The sequence below is a fragment of the Agrobacterium sp. K11 genome (assembly GCF_059429395.1).
The window spans coordinates 200,697-222,197 of sequence record NZ_JCAHRB010000009.1 but is presented as its reverse complement, the minus strand read 5'-3'; the positions used below and the strand labels follow the sequence as shown (position 1 = coordinate 222,197).

The 21,501-nt window shown below is 59.6% G+C and carries 11 protein-coding genes; 5 read left to right on the top strand and 6 right to left on the bottom strand.

Annotation, left to right across the window (positions count from 1 at the left end; all coding sequences use genetic code 11):
• The 4 genes from AC5SEO_RS17615 to AC5SEO_RS17600 form a co-directional block, all read right to left on the bottom strand.
• Entirely contained in the window at positions 1 to 531 is a 531-nt protein-coding gene (locus AC5SEO_RS17615; protein ID WP_003516529.1) for a TRAP transporter small permease, read from the bottom strand.
• 116 nt (positions 532 to 647) lie between these two features.
• Positions 648 to 1,808, bottom strand: coding sequence for a fumarylacetoacetate hydrolase family protein (locus tag AC5SEO_RS17610; protein ID WP_121556834.1), 1,161 nt, complete (start codon positions 1,806 to 1,808; stop codon positions 648 to 650).
• 206 nt (positions 1,809 to 2,014) lie between these two features.
• Positions 2,015 to 2,731, bottom strand: coding sequence for a FadR/GntR family transcriptional regulator (locus AC5SEO_RS17605; RefSeq protein ID WP_003516533.1), 717 nt, complete (start codon positions 2,729 to 2,731; stop codon positions 2,015 to 2,017).
• 119 nt (positions 2,732 to 2,850) lie between these two features.
• A complete protein-coding gene (locus AC5SEO_RS17600; RefSeq protein ID WP_003516535.1) occupies positions 2,851 to 4,296 on the bottom strand; it encodes an FAD-binding oxidoreductase in 1,446 nt (481 codons plus the stop codon).
• Positions 4,297 to 4,496: 200 nt separating this feature from the next.
• On the opposite strand from AC5SEO_RS17600, the gene denD reads away from it, so the two are divergent.
• From denD to AC5SEO_RS17580, 4 genes are all read left to right on the top strand, one after another.
• Positions 4,497 to 5,483: a D-erythronate dehydrogenase gene (gene denD / locus AC5SEO_RS17595; RefSeq protein ID WP_003516536.1), complete on the top strand. Its 987-nt coding sequence runs from the start codon at positions 4,497 to 4,499 to the stop codon at positions 5,481 to 5,483.
• On the top strand, positions 5,480 to 6,382 hold the full coding sequence (locus tag AC5SEO_RS17590; protein ID WP_065662961.1) for an NAD(P)-dependent oxidoreductase: 903 nt from the start codon (positions 5,480 to 5,482) through the stop codon (positions 6,380 to 6,382). Before denD ends, AC5SEO_RS17590 begins: the two co-directional genes overlap by 4 nt.
• A gap of 9 nt (positions 6,383 to 6,391) precedes the next feature.
• The gene (locus AC5SEO_RS17585; protein ID WP_003516539.1) at positions 6,392 to 8,176 is read left to right on the top strand and encodes an IlvD/Edd family dehydratase; all 1,785 of its coding nucleotides are present in this window, start codon (positions 6,392 to 6,394) and stop codon (positions 8,174 to 8,176) included.
• Between the two features lie 127 nt (positions 8,177 to 8,303).
• Complete coding sequence (locus tag AC5SEO_RS17580) at positions 8,304 to 9,278, top strand: threonine ammonia-lyase (RefSeq protein ID WP_174068677.1); 975 nt, start codon at positions 8,304 to 8,306, stop codon at positions 9,276 to 9,278.
• Between the two features lie 13 nt (positions 9,279 to 9,291).
• Here AC5SEO_RS17580 and AC5SEO_RS17575 read toward each other — a convergent pair whose 3' ends face one another.
• Positions 9,292 to 10,395 carry an NAD(P)/FAD-dependent oxidoreductase gene (locus AC5SEO_RS17575; protein WP_174068676.1) on the bottom strand — a complete coding sequence of 368 codons (1,104 nt, stop codon included), beginning with the start codon at positions 10,393 to 10,395 and terminating at the stop codon, positions 9,292 to 9,294.
• Positions 10,396 to 10,847: 452 nt separating this feature from the next.
• Entirely contained in the window at positions 10,848 to 12,026 is a 1,179-nt protein-coding gene (locus tag AC5SEO_RS17570) for a M20 aminoacylase family protein (protein WP_174068675.1), read from the bottom strand.
• Between the two features lie 567 nt (positions 12,027 to 12,593).
• On the opposite strand from AC5SEO_RS17570, the gene AC5SEO_RS17565 reads away from it, so the two are divergent.
• Complete coding sequence (locus AC5SEO_RS17565) at positions 12,594 to 21,089, top strand: glycoside hydrolase family 94 protein (protein WP_174068674.1); 8,496 nt, start codon at positions 12,594 to 12,596, stop codon at positions 21,087 to 21,089.
• Positions 21,090 to 21,501: the final 412 nt, after the last annotated feature.

The window sequence follows — 21,501 nt, the reverse complement described above, 5'->3', positions numbered from 1 at the left end:
TCAGCGCTCCGAAAGCTGTTCGATCGTGAGGTTCTCGCCGGCGAACTGGGCGATTTCATCCTCTGTCACGCGGCCCGTCACATAACGGTAGAGGCGTTCCAGAGCGATGATGAACATCAGGCCGCCGGTGAACATGCCGATGCCGTAGACCCAGATCATCGACAGCTTGGTGACAGGCGCATGCATGCTGGCGTTGATGGCAGACTGCTTCCATGTTCCCCAGAAGAAGATGGCGGAACAGCCCAGAATAATGATGTTCGACAAGACCATGCACACGACACGGGCGCGGCGCGACAGGAACATCACGAGAGTTTCGATGCCCATATGGCTGTTTTCACGGAAGGTCAGTACGGCGCCGATGAAGGTCAGCCATACGAAGAAGTATCGCGACAATTCTTCCGAGATATTGATGCCGGAATTCATCGTGTAACGCATGACAACGTTGACGAAGACCATGATCGACATGCCGGCGAGCAGCAGGACGAGAATGATTTCGAGAATCCGGTAAAAGAGATTGATGGTCTTTTGCATTTTCCCCTCCCGAAGAAATATCTGGAGCATTTTCGACGAAGGATCGCCCTCAATGCTCCACCTATGGGTTTTCGCAATTCTGGGCGCAAAACCGCGATGCAGTTTTGCTGGATTGCCTAGAGCAGCCCGCGTTTCGCCAGGTTGCGCATGAGGGCCGCGGTGCCGAATGTCCATTCCGGGCATTCGTCTGTCGTCGTGACCCAGTTGATCAGCTTGCCGAGTTTGGGCGTGGAGACTTCGACACGGTCGCCCTTGGAGTGGGTGAAGCCGAGACCCGGGCCATGGCGGTCCTTTACCGGCGCAAACATCGTACCAAGGAAAAAGACGGCGCCGTCAGGATACTGATGGTTGCGGTTCAAGAGCTGGGAAGCGAGGTTTTCCGGCGTGCGGCTGATCGCTTGCATTGCGCTTGCACCGGTCATGGTGAAGCCGTCCTCGCCTTCGACCAGAAGCGATATCTGCGCCTTCTTCACGTCTTCGATGGTAAAGCGTCCATCAAACAGGCGGATGAAGGGACCGATTGCGCAGGATGCGTTGTTGTCTTTTGCCTTGCTGAGCAGGAGCGCGGAGCGGCCCTCGAAGTCACGCAGGTTGACGTCGTTGCCGAGCGTCGCGCCAACGATACGGCCGTCGGAGGCAATGGCCAGCACCACTTCCGGCTCCGGGTTGTTCCACTGCGACTTCGGGTGAACGCCGATCAGCGCGCCGCAGCCGACGGAGGCCATGGCCTGCGCCTTGGAGAATATCTCCGCATCCGGACCGATGCCAACTTCCAGATATTGCGACCACAGGCCCATTTCCTGCAGCAGTTTCTTCACTTCGGCTGCTTTTTCCGAACCGGCCTCAAGTCCCTTGAGATTGTCGCCGAGAACCGGCGCCAGCCGTCCGCGTATTTCCTGCGCGCGAAGTGGATCGCCCTTGGCCTGCTCCTCGATCACGCGTTCCAGCATGCTGTCGGCGAAGGTCACGCCTGCAGCCTTGACGGCCTGAATATCGTTGGGGGCGAGAAGTTCACCAGCGGAGCCATCCAGAAAGGCCTCGAGCGCGCCAAGCGCCACGAATGTGCCGGTGTCTGCAAGCAGCTCCACCAGATCCGTCTTTTCCAGAAGTTCAGACATGGTCGGCGAAAGAGAGGTGAGGTCGTAAAGCACGCCGCCTTTTAGCAGAACGGGGCAGGGGCCGCCTTCGCTTTTCGACCATACGCGGCCGACGAGCAGGGCGTTTTCAAAGTCTTCAGGCAAAATAGCGGTAGCGTCGATGGACCTTGAGCCGGTCATATATATCCTCCCCTTCAGCCCTCCGACAGCCGCCTCCTGCGGTCATATTGTCTGGATGTCTGACAACCTAATCTCATTCTTCTTAGTATGACTTTTACAGCGAGTCTAGCGGCACCGCAGACAAAATTATCGTCTTTCGCCTCTGGATTGCCGGAAAGCAGCGAAACCTGTCCTATAGCTTTGCCGTTTAAGCTTCTGTTTGCGGCTCAGAAGATATCCAGTTCCAGATTGACCCGGCTTGCTGCCCCGAGCAGATGTTTGCGCATCGCATCCTTGGCCGCAGTCGCATCGGCGCGTTCGACGGCTTCGAAGATTGCCACATGTTCGGCGATCGTCACCTCCAGGATTTCCCCGAAAATAGCACGGGAGAAGGCGATGTTGATAGCCGAGCTGATGCGTTCTGCGATAAAGCCGAGAAACATCAGGAAATATTCGTTCTGCGTCGCTTCCGCCAGAATACGGTGAAAGTCGAGATCGGCCGCAACGCCCTCCGTCGACCAGTCGTCGGTCGTTCGCATCTTTTCCAGTGCCGCCGCCAGCCGCGCCAGCTGCTGCGGGTTGCGGTGGAGTGCTGCCAGACCCGCCGCCTCGATTTCCATCGGCATGCGAAGCTGGAAGAGATCGCGGAAATTTTCCGGATCGTTCAGACGGGACCGCTCGATGCGAATGGACAGTCTCTGCCGGGGATCGGTGACGAAAGCGCCCACGCCTTGCCGTGTTTCGACAAAACCTTCGTTGCGCAATTGCGCGATCGCTTCACGAATGACCGAGCGGCTGACGCCGAAGGTTTTCGCCAGAACATGTTCCGTCGGCAGCCTGTCGCCCGGCCCGAGTTTCGAATCATTGATTTCGCGGGCGATCTCCGCGGCGATCCGGCCGGGCAGATGATCGTTGCGATGTATCTGACTGAACTCCAGCGTCATGATTGCTCCCGTTCCACAGAAACGATTGGTCCGTTTTTTCCCGCAGCAGGCGACTTCCTCCTTCGCCGTCAGCGGGGTTTTCAGAGGCAGCGTATTCCGCCGCCTTTGCTGTTTGTCGATTAGCTATCCGGTTGCAGGGTTATCTGGCAACCGGGATTCATACGCAAATCGGGGTCAAAGGCATTTTTCAAACCCGTGATCATCCGGCGCTGCACATCAGATAGCCGGCTTTCGAAATCGGAGCGTTTCAGGCGGCCGATGCCGTGCTCGGCGCTGATGCTGCCGACGTAACGGTCAAGGACTTCGTTGACGAGGGTTTTCGATTTGTAGATGAAAGCTTCGCGCTCCTGCGGCGTTGCTCCGTTTGGCGGCAGCACGTTGAGATGGACGTTGCCGTCTCCGACATGGCCATAGGAAACCGCCAGGCATTCCGGCAGTTTTTCCGCCAGTTCAGCCTCTGCTTCGGCCACGAACGCCGCAAGTTTTGACAGCGGCACGGAAATATCGGTGCGCATATGGCTGCCGCGCAGCGCCTGACCCTCGTTCATGCCCTCGCGGAAAAGCCACAGCGATTGCGCCTGTGCTCGCGAGGAGGCGATGACGCCGTCCAGCACCAGACCGTCTTCCATGACGCCCTCGAGGAACCGTCCCATCAGGTCGGCAGTGTCTACTAGCCCCGAGCCGGAAATTTCCATCAGCACATAGGCCGGATAATCTCCGGCGATCGGCATTTTAAGGTCAGGGATTGCTTCGATTGCGAGCGTGAAGGCGACGGGCGGCATGAATTCGAAGGCGGACATCAGGTCGCAGCATTCGCGGCGGGCGCGGCGATAAAGCTTGATGGCGTCATCCAGCGAATTGAGGCCGAGCAGTGCCGTCTCGACATGTTCTGGATTGGGGTAGAGCTTTACGGACACGGCCGTGATGATGCCGAGTGTTCCTTCCGCGCCTATGAAAAGCTGCTTCAGGTCAATGCCACGATTGTCCTTACGCAGCGTCGACAGGCCATTCCAGATGGTGCCATCAGGCAATACCACTTCGAGACCGAGCACCAGTTCGCGGGTCATGCCGTAACGCAGAACGTTGATGCCGCCAGCATTGGTCGAGACGTTGCCGCCGATGCGGCAGCTGCCCTGCGCGCCGAGCGACAGCGGAAAGAACATTCCCTTGTCCTGAACCGCATCCTTGAATTCCGACAGAATGCAGCCGGCTTCAACGACAGCCGAAAAATCGTCGCTGTCTATGGTGCGGATGGCGTTCATGCGCTCGAGGCTCAGCACGACCTGACGCTTTGGCTCATCGGGAATGCCGCCGAGCACCAGCCCGGTATTGCCGCCCTGAGGGATGATGGCGAGACCGAGTTCAGCGCAGGCGCGAACCGTATCGGAGACTTCCTTGGTCGAACGGGGGCGGATGACGGCTACCGCCGAACTGGTGACGTCGCCATGCCAGTCGCGGCAATAGCGCAGCATGTCTTCCTGCGATGTCAGCAGCAATGCCTCGCCCAGCCTGTTCTTCAGCGAGAACCGCAATTCCTCGATATCGTGTTCGCTCACGATCGTCATTCCACCCTCTCCGTCCAATCCGCCCTAAAATATCCGGGCAAAGGTCTTTCGCCCTTGCTTTTGCCGGTTTGTGAAAAAATACTATTTTCAATCAAACCATATAAGGTTATCAGACAACCTTACAAGCTAATTTATCGGTTCACGAGCCGATGATGTTTTTTCGGTCTCGGGAGAATGACCGGGCCAAAGAGGAGGAAGATATGCATATCGCAATCATCGGTGCTGCAGGCATGGTTGGCCGTAAGCTGACGCAGCGTCTCGTCAAGGATGGATCGCTTGGCGGCAAGTCGATTGACAGATTCACGCTTATCGACGTGTTTCAGCCTGAAGCGCCCGCCGGCTTCTCCGGTGCGGTTGATGCGCGCGCAGCCGATCTGTCCGCGCCGGGCGAAGCCGAAAAGCTGGTCGAAGCCCGCCCCGATGTGATCTTTCATCTTGCTGCCATCGTATCCGGTGAAGCCGAACTTGATTTCGACAAGGGCTACCGTATCAATCTCGATGGCACGCGTTATCTCTTCGACGCCATCCGCATTGCCAACGGCAAGGACGGTTACAAGCCGCGCGTGGTCTTCACCTCGTCGATCGCCGTATTCGGTGCGCCGCTCCCTTATCCGATTCCGGATGAGTTCCACACCACGCCGCTGACCAGCTACGGCACGCAGAAAGCGATCTGCGAGCTGCTGCTCTCCGACTATAGCCGTCGCGGTTTCTTCGACGGTATCGGCATTCGCCTGCCGACGATCTGCATTCGCCCCGGCAAGCCCAATGCGGCTGCTTCCGGCTTCTTCTCCAATATTCTGCGCGAGCCGCTGGTTGGTCAGGAAGCGGTTCTGCCGGTGCCGGAAAGCATTCGCCATTGGCACGCTTCGCCGCGTTCCGCTGTTGGTTTCCTTCTTCATGGCGCGACGATCGACGTGGAAAAGGTCGGTCCGCGCCGCAACCTGTCCATGCCCGGCCTCAGCGCCACCGTTGGCGAACAGATTGAAGCGCTGCGCAAGGTTGCGGGCGAAAAGGCTGTTGCCCTCATTCGCCGCGAGCCGAATGAGATGATCATGCGCATGTGCGAAGGCTGGGCGCCCGGTTTCGAAGCAAAGCGCGCCCGTGAACTTGGCTTTACGGCTGAAAGCTCCTTCGAAGAGATCATTCAGGTTCATATCGAGGACGAACTGGGAGGTTCACTGAAATGAGTGTCGGCGGGGAGGAGAAGAAGCGGTCGGTTGCCTTTATCGGCACAGGCCTGATGGGCGGGCCGATGGCCCGGCGTCTGCTGGGCGCGGGCTTTTCGGTTGCGGTGTGGAACCGCAGCGTCGAAAAGGCTGAGGCGCTGGTTGCCGATGGCGCGGTTCTCGCGGCATCGCCGGCCGAAGCCGCCAGGGGTGCCGATATCGTCATCACCATGCTGAGCGACGGCAAAGCCGTGGGCGAGGTGCTGTTCGAGGCGGGTGTGGCGGACGCGCTGGAAAAAGGCGCTGTTGTCATCGACAGCAGCTCCATTGCGCCGCCTATTGCGCGCGAACACTCCTCCCGGCTACGGGCAATGGGCATTCATCATGTCGATGCGCCGGTCTCCGGCGGTGTGCCGGGCGCAACGGCGGGTACGCTCGCGATCATGGCCGGTGGCGATGAGGCGCTGATCTCTGGTCTTTCGGATTTCTTCGCGCCGATGGGCAGGCTCACCTATGTCGGCCCCTCCGGTGCGGGCCAGCTTTGCAAACTCGCAAACCAGCAGATCGTCGCCATCACCATCGGCGCGGTTGCCGAGGCGATGATGCTTGTGGAAGCGGGCGGGGCATCCCGCGAAGGGTTCCGTAACGCCATACGTGGCGGTTTTGCCGAAAGCCGGATATTGGAATTGCACGGCGAACGCATGGTGAAGCGCAATTTCGCGCCAGGCGGACCCTCCAAGTTCCAGCTCAAGGATCTGAACGGGGTGCTGGCGACGGCGAAGGATTTGTCCCTGACGTTGCCTTTGACCCAGCAGGTAACGCGGGAGTTCGATGATTTCGTCAGCGATGGTGGAGCCGATATCGACCATAGCGGTATCCTGCTTTACCTCGAAAAACTCAACAACCGGGAACAGGGCTGAGGCGGTCTCATGAGCGACGACAAGACACCCGTGCGGCGGCTGCGATCCCAGGACTGGTTCGACAACCCTGACCATCTCGACATGACGGCGCTCTATCTGGAGCGCTTCATGAATTATGGCGTGACGCCGGAAGAGCTGCGTTCCGGCAAGCCGGTCATCGGCATCGCGCAGAGCGGCAGCGACCTGACGCCCTGCAACCGCGTCCATGTCGAACTGGTCAAGCGGGTGCGCGATGGTATCCGTGATGCGGGCGGCATCCCCATCGAGTTTCCGACCCATCCGATGTTCGAAAACTGCAAGCGACCGACAGCGGCGCTTGACCGCAATCTTGCCTATCTCAGCCTGGTGGAAGTGCTTTACGGTTATCCACTCGATGGCGTCGTGTTGACCACGGGCTGCGACAAGACCACGCCTTCGGCGCTGATGGCGGCAAGCACGGTTGATATTCCGGCTATCGTCTTATCCGGCGGGCCGATGCTCGACGGGTACCATGACGGCGATCTGGTTGGTTCCGGCACGGTCATCTGGCGCATGCGCCGCAAATACGGCGCCGGCGAAATCACCCGCGAGGAATTCCTGCAGGCGGCGCTGGAATCCGCTCCGTCGGTCGGTCACTGCAACACCATGGGCACGGCCTCTACCATGAATGCCATTGCCGAAGCGCTCGGCATGTCGCTGACCGGCTGCGGCGCAATCCCGGCCGCTTACCGCGAACGCGGCCAGATGGCCTATCGCACCGGCCGCCGCGCCGTCGAACTGGTTGTCGAGAATATCAAGCCTTCGGATATCATGACGCGCGAGGCGTTTTTGAACGCGATCCGCGTCAATTCGGCAATCGGCGGTTCGACAAATGCCCAGCCGCATCTGGCGGCGATGGCGAAACATGCGGGCGTCGAACTTCGCGAGGAAGACTGGCAGGTTCACGGTTATGACATTCCGCTCATCGCCAATGTCCAGCCCGCCGGAAAATGGCTGGGCGAGAAATATCACCGTGCCGGCGGTACGCCCGCCATCATGTGGGAGCTTCTGAAGGCAGGCAAGCTTGATGGGAGCTGTCCGACCGTGACCGGCAAGACCGTGGCGGAAAATCTGGACGGGCGGGAATCGACCGACCGCGACGTGATCCTTCCTTACGATAAGCCGCTCAAGGAACGGGCCGGTTTCCTCGTCCTCAAGGGCAATCTGTTCGATTTCGCCATCATGAAGACGAGTGTGATCTCGGCGGAATTCCGGCAGCGTTATCTGAGTGAGCCGGGTCGAGAGGGGATTTTCGAGGGCAAATGTGTGGTTTTCGATGGTTCGGAAGACTATCACGCCCGTATCAACGATCCGTCTCTCGATATCGATGAGCGCACCATTCTCGTCATTCGCGGGGCCGGACCGCTCGGCTGGCCGGGTTCGGCTGAGGTCGTCAACATGCAGCCGCCGGACGCGCTGTTGAAAAAAGGCATAACCAGCCTGCCGACAATCGGCGACGGCCGGCAATCGGGAACCGCGGATAGCCCGTCGATCCTCAATGCCTCGCCAGAAAGTGCCGCCGGTGGAGGACTGGCATGGCTTCGCACCGGTGATGTGATCCGCATCGACTTCAATCAAGGCAAGTGCGACGCGCTGGTACCGGATGCAGAGCTTGCTGCCCGAAAGGCCGATGGCATTCCTGCGGTGCCTGCGGATGCCACGCCCTGGCAGCGCATCTATCGTCAATCGGTGACCCAGCTTTCGGACGGTGCGGTTCTGGAAGGGGCCGCGGATTTCCGCCGGATTGCCGAGAAGATGCCCCGGCACAACCACTGAGCATTCATTTGCAAGCGCATGACGAAAGATCCCCGGCCAAGACCGGGGATTTTTCTTGTCCAGCCGGTTTCACTATTAATTGCGACCTCCTAATGTACACCCAACATCCGCATTACAGGGGCAGGGCATGACAGATATTTCGATGATTGAGGCAGCGCGCCAGCGCATCGGCGAACATGCGGTGCGGACACCGCTTCTGTCGTCGCATTTTCTGGATGAGATTGCCGGGAGGAAGCTGTTCGTGAAGGCCGAGTGCCTGCAAAGAACGGGTTCGTTCAAATTTCGCGGCGGCTGGTCGGCGGTATCCGGTCTGCCGGCCGATGTGCGCGCCCGTGGCGTGATCGCCTTTTCCTCGGGCAACCATGCGCAGGGCGTCGCGCTTGCTGCTCGTCTGCATGGCGTGCCTGCCGTCATCATCATGCCCTCCGATGCACCAAAAATCAAAATCGACAATACCCGCGACTATGGTGCGGAAGTGGTGCTCTATGACCGGGCGAATGACGATCGCGACGCCATTGGCGACCGCCTGTCGAGCGAGCGCGGACTGACCCTGATCAGGCCCTACGACGAACCGCTGGTGATTGCAGGGCAGGGGACTGTCGGGCTGGAAATCGCCGAACAGGGCTTGGAACTCGGTATCGATGCGGCCGAGGTTCTCGTGCCCTGCGGCGGCGGCGGCCTCACATCCGGCATCTCCCTTGCCCTTGCGGCGAAAGCGCCGAACTACAAGGTCAGGACGTCAGAACCGGAGCGGTTCGACGATGTGGCGCGCTCACTCGCAGCGGGCAGGATCGAGCGGAATGCAACGACTTCCGGTTCGATCTGCGATGCAATCGTCACGCCTCAGCCCGGTAACATCACCTTCCCGATTATGGTTGGGCTTTGCGGAAAAGGCATTGCCGTGACCGAAGAGGAAGCACTGCGGGCCATGGTTCTCGCCTTCAACAGGCTGAAAGTCGTCGTCGAGCCGGGCGGCGCGGTGGCCTTGGCGGCGGCGCTGTTTCACGGCAAGGAGCTGGAGAGCGAAACGGTGATTGCGGTCGCCTCCGGCGGCAATGTCGATCCGGAGATCATGGCGAGCGCACTGTCCCGTTTCGGCTGATAACGGGGTGGGATCAGGCCTCGAGCCGTGCCACAACCTCGTTGGCTATCGTCAGCGAGGCGGTGAGGCCTGGGCTTTCGATGCCGAAAAGATTGACGAGACCGGTAAGGCCGTGGGTTTCCGGCCCGTCGATGCGAAAATCCATGGCCGGTTCGTCGGGTCCTGAAATCTTCGGCCGGATGCCCGAATAGGCCGGGATCAGCGCGTGTTCCGGTAGGCCCGGCCAATAGCGGCGGATCGCGTCGCCAAAACCCTCCATGCGGCGGGGATCGACGGCATAATCAATGGTGTCGACCCACTCCACATCCGGCCCGAAACGGGCCTGACCGGCAAGATCCAGCGTCAGGTGCACGCCAAGGCCGTGGGTGTGCGGAGCGGGGTAGATGAGCCGTGAAAAAGGCGACTTGCCGGTCAGCGAAAAATAGCTGCCTTTGGCGAAACGCGCCTCCGGGATCGTGTGCTTCGGCAATCCCTCGATCTGTTTTGCCGCCAGCGGTGCCAGAAGGCCGGCGGAGTTGACGAGGAGCCGGCATGTCAGGCTGAGAGGTTCCTTGCCGCCAACGTGAACGCGGAAACCGTTGCCGGTCGCTTCCGCGCTTTCGAATGGTGCATTCAGGGCGAGGGCTGCGCCATGGTCTTGCGCGTCGCCGAGCAGCGCCAGCATATAACCATGGCTATCAATGATACCGGTCGAAGGTGAAAGCAGGGCCGCTACGCAGGTGAGCGCAGGCTCGAGCGACAGCGCCTGCGTGGCATCGATCAGTGCGAGGTCGTCGCAGCCATTGGCGTTACCCTTTTCCTTGAGGGTCGCCAAGAGAGCCGTCTCGTCCGCGTTCGCTGCCACGATGAGTTTGCCGCAGCGGCGGTGCGAAACGCCATGGCTCTGGCAGAACGTGTAAAGCCGCTCCCTGCCTTCAACGCAAAGGCGTGCCTTGAGGCTGCCTTCAGGATAATAAAGCCCGGCGTGAATAACCTCGCTGTTGCGCGAAGAGGTGGCGGAACCAAATTCCTTTTCGCCTTCGAGGATGATGACGGAAAGACCACGCATCGCCAGCTCGCGGGCCGTCGCCAGTCCGATCACCCCGGCTCCTATGATGATGGCGTCGATATCCGTCATGGTCCTTATCCGAGCCTGCCAATGATTTTGAACGGAAATGCCGTCTGCGACGTTGATCCTGCGCAATGGGTAGATTGATGCTTGTCCGGCGGCAAGTCGCGATCCGTATTTTTCCCAATGCGCCGAACTTATGGAATTTTATCTCTACTGAAACAGTGGGGAATAAAGCTATTCTTCACGGGAAATAAGCAGTGCCCGCTTTGACGGGCCGAGCAGGGAAGGGAGTTGTACAATGTCTTATTCCAAGGCCGGAAAAGCAAAAGACTTTGTCTCGCAGCCCCAGTCGCAGCGAAACTGGAGAGATTCGGTTCACGCGGCTCTTGTCGGCGTGTGCGTGGCTTTTGTCGCGGCGGTCATACTCGGTCTCGTTCCCTGATCCTCCCAGATTTTCTCATCAGGAAACTTGAGAAAAAAAGGCCGGTCGCTCCTCCGACCGGCCTTTTTATATTCATTCACACCTTCAGATAATCCTCCGCCAGATCGACCCAGAAGGCTGTTCCGATTGGCAGGATATCGTCGTTGAAGTCGAATTTCGGATGGTGCAGCGGCGGGTCGTTTGCGGTGCGCGCGGTACCGAGGAAGAAGTAGCAGCCGGGCCGTTTTTCAAGCATGTAGGCGAAGTCTTCCGCGCCCATGGACGGGCGCTGCATTTCAACCACCTTTTCCGCCCCGGCGAAACGACGGGCCAGACCGGCGACATAATCCGTTTCCGCCTTGTGGTTGACGGTCGCATTGTAGCCGCGCTCGTAATCGAGCGTGACACTCATGCCATAGCTGGCCGCCTGGCCTTCGGCTATCGCCCGGATACGCTTTTCCAGTTCGTCGCGCACACCCGCGTCGAAGGACCGGATGGTGAGCAGCATTTCCGCCTTCTCGGGAATGACGTTGCTCGCAACACCAGCATGAAATGCGCCAACAGTGACGACCGCCGACAGTTGCGGATGGATGTTACGGGACACCACCGTCTGCAAGGCCATGATGATACTGGCGCCCGCAACGATAGGGTCGGCCGCATCCTGCGGTTCGGCGCCGTGGCCGCCATATCCGTTGACGGTGATCCTGCATTCATCGACGGCGGCAAGGATTGGGCCGTCGCGCAGGACGAATTGCCCGAAGGGCACGCCGGGATCGTTATGGAGGGCAAAAACCGCATCGCATGGGAAGCGGTCGAACAGTCCGTCCTCGATCATGATGCGGGCGCCGCCGAAATTCTCCTCCGCCGGCTGGAAGATCAGATGCAGGGTCCCATCGAAATTCCTGCGTTCGGCGATGATCTTCGCGGCTCCCAGGAGCATGGCCGTGTGTCCGTCATGGCCGCAGGCATGCATGACGCCATCATTGGCGCTTGCATATTCCGCTCCGGTTTCCTCTCGGATCGGCAGGGCATCGATATCGGCGCGAATGCCGAGCGTGCGGGCACTGTCGCCATTGCGGAGCGTGGCGACGATACCGGTTCCGGCAAGTCCGCGCGTTACTTCGTAACCCATTTCGACCAGCTGTCCGGCAATGAAATCCGAGGTCTGGAATTCGGAAAGACCGATTTCGGGATGCCGGTGCAGGTGGCGGCGGATTGCCACCACATCCGGCATATGGTTGGCGAAGGAGGCAATGTTTGCGGTCTGTCTGGTCATTTTCGAAGTCCCTGGTTACGCCGCTTTTTTCCAGCGCTTTTTGCAAATTTCATAGCAGCATATACGCGGGCATGTAAGGGGCGTTCCCGGAGCCGGAATGCCTTGAAATTCATCGCTTGCATCGTATCGCGACAGGTGGCATGGAACTATAGACGTCCTGGGGCATTAGCGTTTCGGATGTGGCGCAGGCCTTCTCGGCCTCGCGTTGCCCTTCAGGTGTCAAAGGGGGACTATCTGACGTTGCGCGAACAATTTTCGCCGTGGGGGAAGGTGCGAAATCCGGTTGGAACGGCATTGCCGGGCCATAGGGCGAAATTTTCCTGTCGTCGAAAATCCATTCTCCGCAGAGATCCCCGGCTTTGCATGCTCGGAGGGATCGCGCAGCAAAACGCCGTGCTTGCGGATATTCGCCGTTTGACGATGCGTTGCACACAACGTCTGATCCGGTTCACCGAAGGTTCAGGATAAGTCATAAATATAGCGTGGCCCGATTTCGTGCGTATTCCCGCCACGGACGAAACGCCGGTCAAGTCGAACAATTCTCCATAAAGTTCAGAATACGAGCCGATGTCATTTCATATTACCCCGACCGCCGCCGCCCGTGATTCCGAGACGAAGCAGATCGATCACAATGATTCGATCCGCGCGTCCTATATGACGGTCGAGGAACTGCATGATGCCGGTGCCGCGCTTTCGCGCGACGGTGCCGATACCCTTCCCGGCTTCATGGAGTTCGACTTCTTCGAGCGCCACCGTGAGAACGAGAAGGAAATCCTGCGGGTCTACCGCACAACGGCCGTCGACGCGGAAAATGGCGCGACGATAACGCCGGCGGCGGAATGGCTGCTCGACAACCACTACGTCATCGAAGAGGCGATCCAGGAAGTCCGCCGCGATTTTCCGCGCAAGTTCTATCGCCAGCTGCCGACAATGACGGTGGGCGGCGTGACGATCCCGCGGGTCATGGCGCTCGGCTGGCTTTATGTCGCCCATACCCACAGCACGGTCTCGCGCGAGAATATGACGGCGCTGGTGGATGGCTACCAGACGTCGAAGACGCTGCAGATCGGTGAATTGTGGGCGCTGCCCTCCATCATCCGTTTTGTCCTCATCGAAAATCTTCGCCGCATCTCCATTCGCGTGGAACGCTCGCGCCGCATGCGCCAGAAGGCGAATGAAGTCGTCGACGAAATCATTCGCCTGAACGATGCGGAAGCCTCCGCAGCGCTTCTCAAGCAGGTCGATTCGCTGGTCGACGACCCGACGTTTGCGACGCAGTTCCTCTATCGCCTCAGAAACGGCTCGCAGACTTCGGGTTTTGCGGTGGCCTGGCTTGAAGAACGCCTGCATGCTGCGGGCACCGACGCTGAAAACGTCATGATGTCGGAGCACAACCGGCTGGCCTCCGGCAATGTGACGATGGGCAATATCGTCAAGAGCCTGAGGGAAATCGACGATACCGAATGGTCGGTGTGGTTCGAGGAAGTCAGCCATATCGACAAGGTCCTGCGCGAGGAAACCGATTACGAGATTCTCGATTTCGGTTCTCGCAACACCTATCGCAACACGATCGAGCTTCTGGCGCGTCGCTCCCCCAAGACAGAGGTAGAGGTCGCGCGTGCCGCCGTGGAAATGGCGAGATCCGGCGAGCCTGCCGAGGTGTCTGAAAACCATCGCGTCAATGTCGGCTCCGTACTCGTCGGCCAGCGCCGGTTCGAGCTTGAAAAGGTACTCGCTTACAGGCCGCTGGTCTCGCAGCATATCGTCCGGTCTATGCGCAAGTTCAATTGGCTCGCAATTGCGGCGCCAGTGTTTCTCATCACCGCGCTCGTCATGCTTGCCGTCGGCTGGTTCCTGGCCGAAGCGGGTATGCCCTGGTATGTGGTAACCGCATTCCTCCTGATGTTTGCATTGCCTGCTTCGGAAGGCGCGACCGGTCTGTTCAACACGCTCGTCACTTTCTTCGTGAAGCCGTTCCGGTTGGTCGGATACGAGTTCAAGAACGGTATTCCACAGGACGCCCGCACGCTTGTTGCCGTGCCTTGCATGTTGACCAGCCGCGACAGCGTCGACGAGATGATGCGCAATATCGAGGTGCATTATCTCGCCAATCCGCACGGCGAGATTTATTTCGCGCTGGTCAGCGACTGGCGCGATGCCCAATATGAGCAGTCCGGCGACGATCTCGAGATTCTCGAATATGCCAAGCGCGAACTGGCGGCGCTGAACAGCCGTTATGCCTTCGATGGCAAGACGCGTTTTTACCTGCTGCACCGCCGCCGCATCTACAACCCGTCCGAAGGCTGCTGGATGGGCTGGGAGCGCAAGCGTGGCAAGCTGCATGAACTGAACATGCTGCTGCGCGGCGACAAGGACACGACATTCCTCGGTGGCGCCAATATCGTGCCGGCCGATGTCAAATACGTCATGACGCTTGATGCCGATACGCGCCTGATGCGCGATGCGGTGACCAAACTCGTCGGCAAGATGCATCACCCGATCAACCGCCCCGTCATCGATCCGGTCTCGGGACGTGTGGTTGAAGGTTATGGCCTGTTGCAGCCGCGCGTTACGCCTTCGCTGACGACGGGCAAGGATGCCTCCGTCTTCCAGCGTGTCTTCTCGATCAATCGCGGTATCGACCCCTACGTCTTTACCGTTTCCGACGTTTATCAGGACCTGACCTCCGAAGGCACCTTCACCGGCAAGGGTCTTTACGACGTGGATGCCTTCGAGGCGGCTCTTAAGGGCCGGATCGAGGAAAACTCCATCCTCAGCCATGATTTGCTCGAAGGATCCTTTGCGCGCTGCGCGCTGGTGACCGATGTGGAACTGGTCGAGGATTTCCCGACCCGCTACGAGGTGGAAGTCTCGCGCCAGCATCGCTGGGCGCGTGGCGACTGGCAGCTGCTTCCCTATATTCTCGACCGCGCCCGTGGTGTTACCGCGATCGGCCGGTGGAAGATGGTCGATAACCTGCGCCGTTCGCTGACGCCGATTGCCTGGTTCTTCGCCTCGATCCTCGGCTGGTATTTCATGGACCCGCTCGGTGCGCTGATCTGGCAGATCCTGCTGATCTTCTCGCTGTTCGTCGCTCCGACGCTCTCGCTGCTTTCCGGGCTCGTGCCGCGCTCCACTGATATCGTGCCTCAGGCGCATTTCCACACCATCTGGTCGGAAATCCGCGCCACCAATGCGCAGGTTGCGTTGCGTATCGTCTTCATTGCCGATTCTGCCTGCATGATGACGGATGCAATTGTCCGTTCGCTCTACCGTCTGCTTGTCAGCCACAAGCTGATGCTGGAATGGCGCACCGCCGCCAGCATGCAGTCTAGCGCCCAGGGCGGAATCACCTATTATTTCCGCCAGATGTGGCATGCGCCTGTTGTGGCCATGCTCGGTCTGTTGTTTGCGGCGCTGCCCGGTGACAATGCCTTCCTGATCGGCATTCCCTTTACTCTGCTCTGGGTTCTGTCTCCCGCCGTTGCCTGGTATGTCAGCCAGTCGGCGGAAACCGAAGACCGGCTGTTCGTTTCGGAACACGTCTCTTTCGAGCTTCGCAAGATCGCTCGTCGCACGTGGCGTTATTACGAAGCCTTCGTGACGCCACAGGAAAACCACCTGCCGCCGGACAACTTCCAGGAAACGCCGGAGCCGATTGTTGCCTCGCGTACATCGCCTACCAATATCGGCGTTTACCTGCTTTCCATCATTTCGGCGCGCCAGTTTGGCTGGATCAGCTTTGCCGATACGCTGGAGCGGATCGAGAACACGATCCAGACCGTCGAGAAGATGGAGAAACATCGCGGCCATCTCTACAACTGGTACCATACGGACACGCTGCAGACGCTTGGTCCCCGTTACGTTTCGGCGGTGGACAGCGGTAATCTCGCCGGTCACCTGATTGCGGTTTCGTCTGCCTGCCGCCAGTGGGCAGAAGCGCCTTCCGCGCATCTTCAGGGTAATCTCGACGGTATCGGCGATCTCGCCGGTATTCTGCGCGAAACGCTGAAAGCGCTGCCTGACGACCGCAAGAACCTGCGTCCGCTGCATCGCCGCCTCGAAGAACGCATCATCGGTTTTTCGAACGCTCTTGCCTCGGTCAAGCGCGAGCATGAATTCGCATCGATCCGCGTCATCAATCTTGCGGTACTCGCGCGCGACATCCAGAAGCTCGCTACCAATGTCGATCACGAAGTGAAGTCTGCGCAGAGCGCGGAAGTGACCCGCTGGGCGCAATTGCTCGTGGATTGCTGCGAGGCGCATATTTCAGACAGCGCCATCGACCTCACCAATATGGAGCCGCTACGCCAGCGTCTTGCATCGCTGCGCGACCGCAGCCGCAACCTCGCTTTCTCGATGGATTTCACGTTCCTTTATCGCAAGGATCGCCGTCTTCTGTCGATCGGCTACCGCGTCGAAAGCAAGGAACTGGACGAGGCCTGCTACGACCTTCTGGCGTCCGAATGCCGCCTGACCAGCCTGTTTGCCATCGCCAAGGGCGATCTGCCGACCGAGCACTGGTACCGTCTCGGCCGCCAGGTCGTGCCGATCGGTGCGCAGGGCGCGTTGGTCTCCTGGTCGGGTTCGATGTTCGAATATCTGATGCCTCCGCTCGTCATGCAGGAGCGTCAGGGTGGCATTCTCAACCAGACCAACAATCTGATCGTCAAGGAACAGATGAACCACGGCCGCCGTCTCGGCACGCCATGGGGCATTTCCGAAGCGGCGTTCAACGCCCGCGATCACAACATGAACTACCAGTACACCAACTTCGGTGTGCCGACGCTTGGCCTCAAGCGCGGTCTCGGCCAGAATGCTGTCATCGCGCCCTATGCGTCGATTCTCGCCAGCCAGTACGATCCTGACGGTGCGCTGGAAAACCTCGACAAGCTGCGCAAGCTTGGCGCGCTTGGACAGTACGGCTTCCATGATGCCGTGGATTTCACGCCGACACGTGTGCCTGACGGCAAGGTCTGCGCGGTGGTCTACAACTATTATGCCCACCACCACGGCATGTCGATCGCGGCTGTCGCCAACGTCGCCTTTGACGGTGTGTTGCGCGAACTCTTCCATTCCGACCCGGTAATCGAGGCGGCCGAACTCCTGTTGCAGGAAAAGGCACCGCGCGAAGTGCCTGTCATGAGCGCCAAATACGAGCCGGAAACCCCAGGCAAGGAACAGGCAGACCTGCTGCGTGCGGAAGTGCGCTCCATCGCCGACCCGGCCGTGCGCGACCGCGAAGTGGTGTTCCTGTCGAACGGCCATTATTCGACGATGCTCACCTCAACCGGTGCTGGATATTCGAAATGGAACGGTCAGGCGATTTCCCGCTGGAAGGCCGACCCGACCGAAGATCGTTGGGGAACCTTCATCTTCCTGCGCGATACCACCAATGGACAATGGTGGAGTGCGACGGCTGAGCCGCGTGTCATCGAAGGCGAAAAGACCAAGACGATCTTCACCGACGACAAGGCCGAATTCCACAAGAATGTCGGCGATCTGCAGAGCGTCGTTGAATGCATCGTCGCCACCGAGCACGATGCCGATGGCCGCCGCGTCACGCTGCTCAATGTCGGTTCCGAGGATCGTTACATTGAAGTGACCTCCTATATGGAGCCGGTCATTGCGTCGGAAGACGACGACAACGCCCATCCGCTGTTCTCGCGCATGTTCGTGCAGACGGAGATCGGCCGGCGCGGCGATGTCATCCGCGCCTGGCGTAACCGCCGCAGCCCGAATGAGCCCGGAACGATCATCGCGCATCTTGCTGCCGATAACGCCGGCCCGTCGCGCCCGACGGAGTTCGAGACGGACCGCGCCAAGTTCATCGGCCGCGGCAGATCGCTCGGTGAAGCGGCTGCATTCGATACGGGTGCTACGCTTTCCAACACCGACGGCTTCACGCTCGATCCAATCCTGTCGTTGCGCCGCACTGTGCGCGTACCGGCCGGCAAGAAGGTGAGCGTAATTTTCTGGACGATTGCCGCGCCGAGCCGCGAGGAAGTCGACAAGGCGATCGATCGTTATCGCCATCCGGACGCATTTGCCCATGAACTCGTACATGCATGGACGCGCACGCAGGTGCAGATGCGCCATGTGGGTGTCACTTCGCAGCAGGCCGCCGCTTTCCAGCATCTCGGCCGTTATCTGACCTATCCGGACATGCATCTGCGCGCGGATTCGGAAACGCTGAAAACGGGCCTCGCTTCGCAGCGGGCGCTTTGGCCGCTTGCCATTTCGGGCGATTTCCCGATCTTCAGCCTGCGTATCAATGACGATATGGACATGGATATTGCCCGTGAGGCGCTCAGCGCCCACGAATATCTGCGTTCGCGCGGCGTGATCTTCGATCTCGTCATCGTCAACGAACGGGCCGCGTCGTATGCACAGGATATGCAGCATGCGCTGGATCATATTTCCGAGGCACAGCGTCGAATCAATCCCGCCGATGGTGGTAGGCCGCATGTGTTCTCCGTTCGCCGCGACTTGATGGACGAAGAGACCTGGAGCGCGCTTCTGGCGGCCTCCCGTGTCGTGCTGCATGTGCGGAATGGCAAGATTGTCGACCAGATCAACCGCGCCGTGTCGCTTTTTGCGGCGCATCGCGGTCCTGACGGCGCGACTGAGGCCGCGCAGGCTCGCCTGCCGGTGCCTGCGTTCCCCGTCGCTGAGGCTGTCGAGGATGCGGGCGATCTCGATTTCTGGAACGGTTTTGGTGGTTTCGCCAAAAGCGGAGAGGAATATGTCGTGCGCCTGCATGGTGGGCAATCCACGCCGCATCCTTGGATCAACGTCATCTCGAACGAAAGTTTCGGCTTCCATGTGTCGGCGGAAGGCGCTGGTTTCACCTGGAGCCGCAATTCCCGTGACTATCAGCTGACACCCTGGAGCAACGATCCGGTCATCAACCGGCCGGGCGAGGCCTTCTATGTTGCCGATGTGGAAACAGGAAAGCTCTATACGCCCTGTGCTGCCCTTTCGCGTGATCCGGAAGCCCTGTTCGAAACCCGTCACGGTCTCGGTTACTCCGTAATGACCGGCAAGACGGATAAGCTTGAAGTTGAGGTGACGCAGACGGTAGACCGTGAAAAGCCGGTCAAGTTCTCGCAGCTCATCGTACGCAACAAGGGTTCGAAAAGCCGCCGCCTGAAGGTCTATGCTTATGTGGAATGGGTGCTGGGCAATAATGGCCAGAAATCTGCGCCGTTCATCCTGAGCAGGCACGATGCCGGCAGCAATGCGATTTTTGCTTCCAACCCTTACAGCATCGACTATAGCACCCGCACTGCCTTCCTGACGCTCGACAGCGAGGCAAGCGGCTTCACCACCAGCCGCCGTGAATTCATCGGCCGCTTCGGTTCTGCACAGGCTCCGCAGGGCATTGTGTCCGGTGCGGCACTCAGTGGCAGCACCGAGGTGGACGGCGATCCCTGCGCCGCCTTGATGCAGGAAATCCACCTGAAGCCCGGTGAAGAACGGCATATGACCTTCATTCTCGGCGATGCCGACAATGCGGAGGAGGCGGCAACGCTGGTCGAACAAGTCCGTGCGGCGGATTTCCAGTCGGTGCTGGAGGGCAGCAAGGCGTTCTGGACTGGCTTTACCGGCCAGTTGCAGGTTACCACGCCCGATGCCGGCTTCAACCACATGGTCAATAGCTGGTTGCCCTATCAGGCGCTGGCGTGCCGCATCCTGGCGCGCACGGCCTTCTATCAGTCGAGCGGCGCCTTCGGCTTCCGTGACCAGCTTCAGGACACGCTGGCATTCCTGCTCTACCAGCCGGATCTCGCTCGCAAGCAGATCCTGCGTGCGGCAGGCCGCCAGTTTGCGGAAGGCGATGTCCAGCATTGGTGGCTGCCTTTGACCGGCGCAGGTGTCCGCACGACGATCTCTGATGACGTGGTCTGGCTCGCTTATGCGATCAACCAGTATGTCTCGGCTACGGGTGATGCGGCCATCCTTGATGAAAACATCCCCTTCATCAAGGGACCGGCATTGATGCCGGGGCAGCACGATGCCTTCTTCCAGCCGGAGACGAGCGACAAATCCGCTAGCCTCTACGAACACGCGGCGCTGGCGCTTGATCTCGCGATCCATCGCACCGGCGAAAACGGTCTGCCACTGATCCTCGGCGGTGACTGGAACGACGGCATGAACCGTGTCGGCATCGGCGGCAAGGGCACCAGTGTCTGGCTTGGCTGGTTCCTGGCCGGAGCGCTTCGCGATTTCATCGCGATCGCCGAAAAGCGCGGTGATGCAGACCGTGTCGGCAGGTGGTCGGCGCATCGCGAAAAGCTTCGCAATGCTCTCGAAACTGCGGGTTGGGACGGCAGCTACTACCGTCGCGGTTATTTCGATGACGGCACGCCGCTCGGTTCCGCCACCAGCGAGGAATGCCAGATCGATTCACTTGGCCAGAGCTGGAGCGTTCTTTCCGGCGAGGGTGAAGAAGGGCGGTCACGGCAGGCGATGGACGCTGTCATTGAGCATCTGGTCGATGAAAAGGCCGGTATCATCCGTCTGTTCACCCCGCCATTCTCGCGGGCACCGCATGATCCGGGTTATATCAAGGGATATCCGCCGGGTGTGCGCGAAAACGGCGGACAATATACCCACGCGGCGACCTGGGTAGTGCTTGCCCTTGCCAAGCAGGGGCGTGCGCAGGAGGCGTGGAACTGCTTCAAGCTGCTCAACCCCGTCAACCATGCGCTCGACGCGGCATCCTCCGAAACCTATCGGGTCGAACCCTATGTGGTGACCGCCGATGTCTATGGTGAGGGCGCTTATGCGGGTCGCGGCGGCTGGAGCTGGTACACGGGTTCCGCCGGCTGGCTCTATCGCGCCGCGATCGAGGGCATTCTCGGTATCACCCGAACCGAAGGCAAGCTTCACATCGCGCCGTCGCTGCCCGAAGACTGGAGCGGCTTCTCGGTGAAGATCACGCTGGACGGTAAAGCAAAGGACATCGTCGTCAGCCGTAAGGCCGGCACGGCAGAGGTCTCTGTATCCGTCGACGGCAAGCCCCTGTCGGCTGACGATCGGGTGATCCCGTTCGACTGACGACCGGCTCTACGTTTGCTTTTAAAATCAGGCTCCTGCGGTGACGCAGGGGCCTTAATTTTTATTGTGGCTGCCCTGGTATTGTTTGTCTGTACGGAGGCGCGGTAACAGCTTTGTCCTGGCGGGTATCTCCAGCATCATCTCAATTAGAGAAATGACACAGCCTCGCGACGGTCTTGCAAGGGCCAACGAGAATGTGAGCCGTGCTCCTCTCGACGTGGCACGCAGGCAGAGCAGTTTTACAGAGCCATGTTTCTGCGCTGTTTTATCGCTGAATGCTGATGGCCAAGGCCAAGGCCAAGGCTAAGGCTTGGCCCTTTCCTGCATTATCAAGGCACATGTCTGCAGCTTCGCAGACCTTGGAAAACGGACAAAGAAAAAGGGCGGACACCACGGTGCCCGCCCTTATTAT

Excerpts from the sequence above, each read along its gene's own strand:
- AC5SEO_RS17615 (WP_003516529.1), bottom strand. The coding sequence starts at position 531 with ATGCAAAAGACCATCAATCTCTTTTACCGGATTCTCGAAATCATTCTC.
- AC5SEO_RS17610 (WP_121556834.1), bottom strand. The coding sequence starts at position 1,808 with ATGACCGGCTCAAGGTCCATCGACGCTACCGCTATTTTGCCTGAAGAC.
- AC5SEO_RS17605 (WP_003516533.1), bottom strand. The coding sequence starts at position 2,731 with ATGACGCTGGAGTTCAGTCAGATACATCGCAACGATCATCTGCCCGGC.
- AC5SEO_RS17600 (WP_003516535.1), bottom strand. The coding sequence starts at position 4,296 with ATGACGATCGTGAGCGAACACGATATCGAGGAATTGCGGTTCTCGCTG.
- denD (WP_003516536.1), top strand. The coding sequence starts at position 4,497 with ATGCATATCGCAATCATCGGTGCTGCAGGCATGGTTGGCCGTAAGCTG.
- AC5SEO_RS17590 (WP_065662961.1), top strand. The coding sequence starts at position 5,480 with ATGAGTGTCGGCGGGGAGGAGAAGAAGCGGTCGGTTGCCTTTATCGGC.
- AC5SEO_RS17585 (WP_003516539.1), top strand. The coding sequence starts at position 6,392 with ATGAGCGACGACAAGACACCCGTGCGGCGGCTGCGATCCCAGGACTGG.
- AC5SEO_RS17580 (WP_174068677.1), top strand. The coding sequence starts at position 8,304 with ATGACAGATATTTCGATGATTGAGGCAGCGCGCCAGCGCATCGGCGAA.
- AC5SEO_RS17575 (WP_174068676.1), bottom strand. The coding sequence starts at position 10,395 with ATGACGGATATCGACGCCATCATCATAGGAGCCGGGGTGATCGGACTG.
- AC5SEO_RS17570 (WP_174068675.1), bottom strand. The coding sequence starts at position 12,026 with ATGACCAGACAGACCGCAAACATTGCCTCCTTCGCCAACCATATGCCG.
- AC5SEO_RS17565 (WP_174068674.1), top strand. The coding sequence starts at position 12,594 with ATGTCATTTCATATTACCCCGACCGCCGCCGCCCGTGATTCCGAGACG.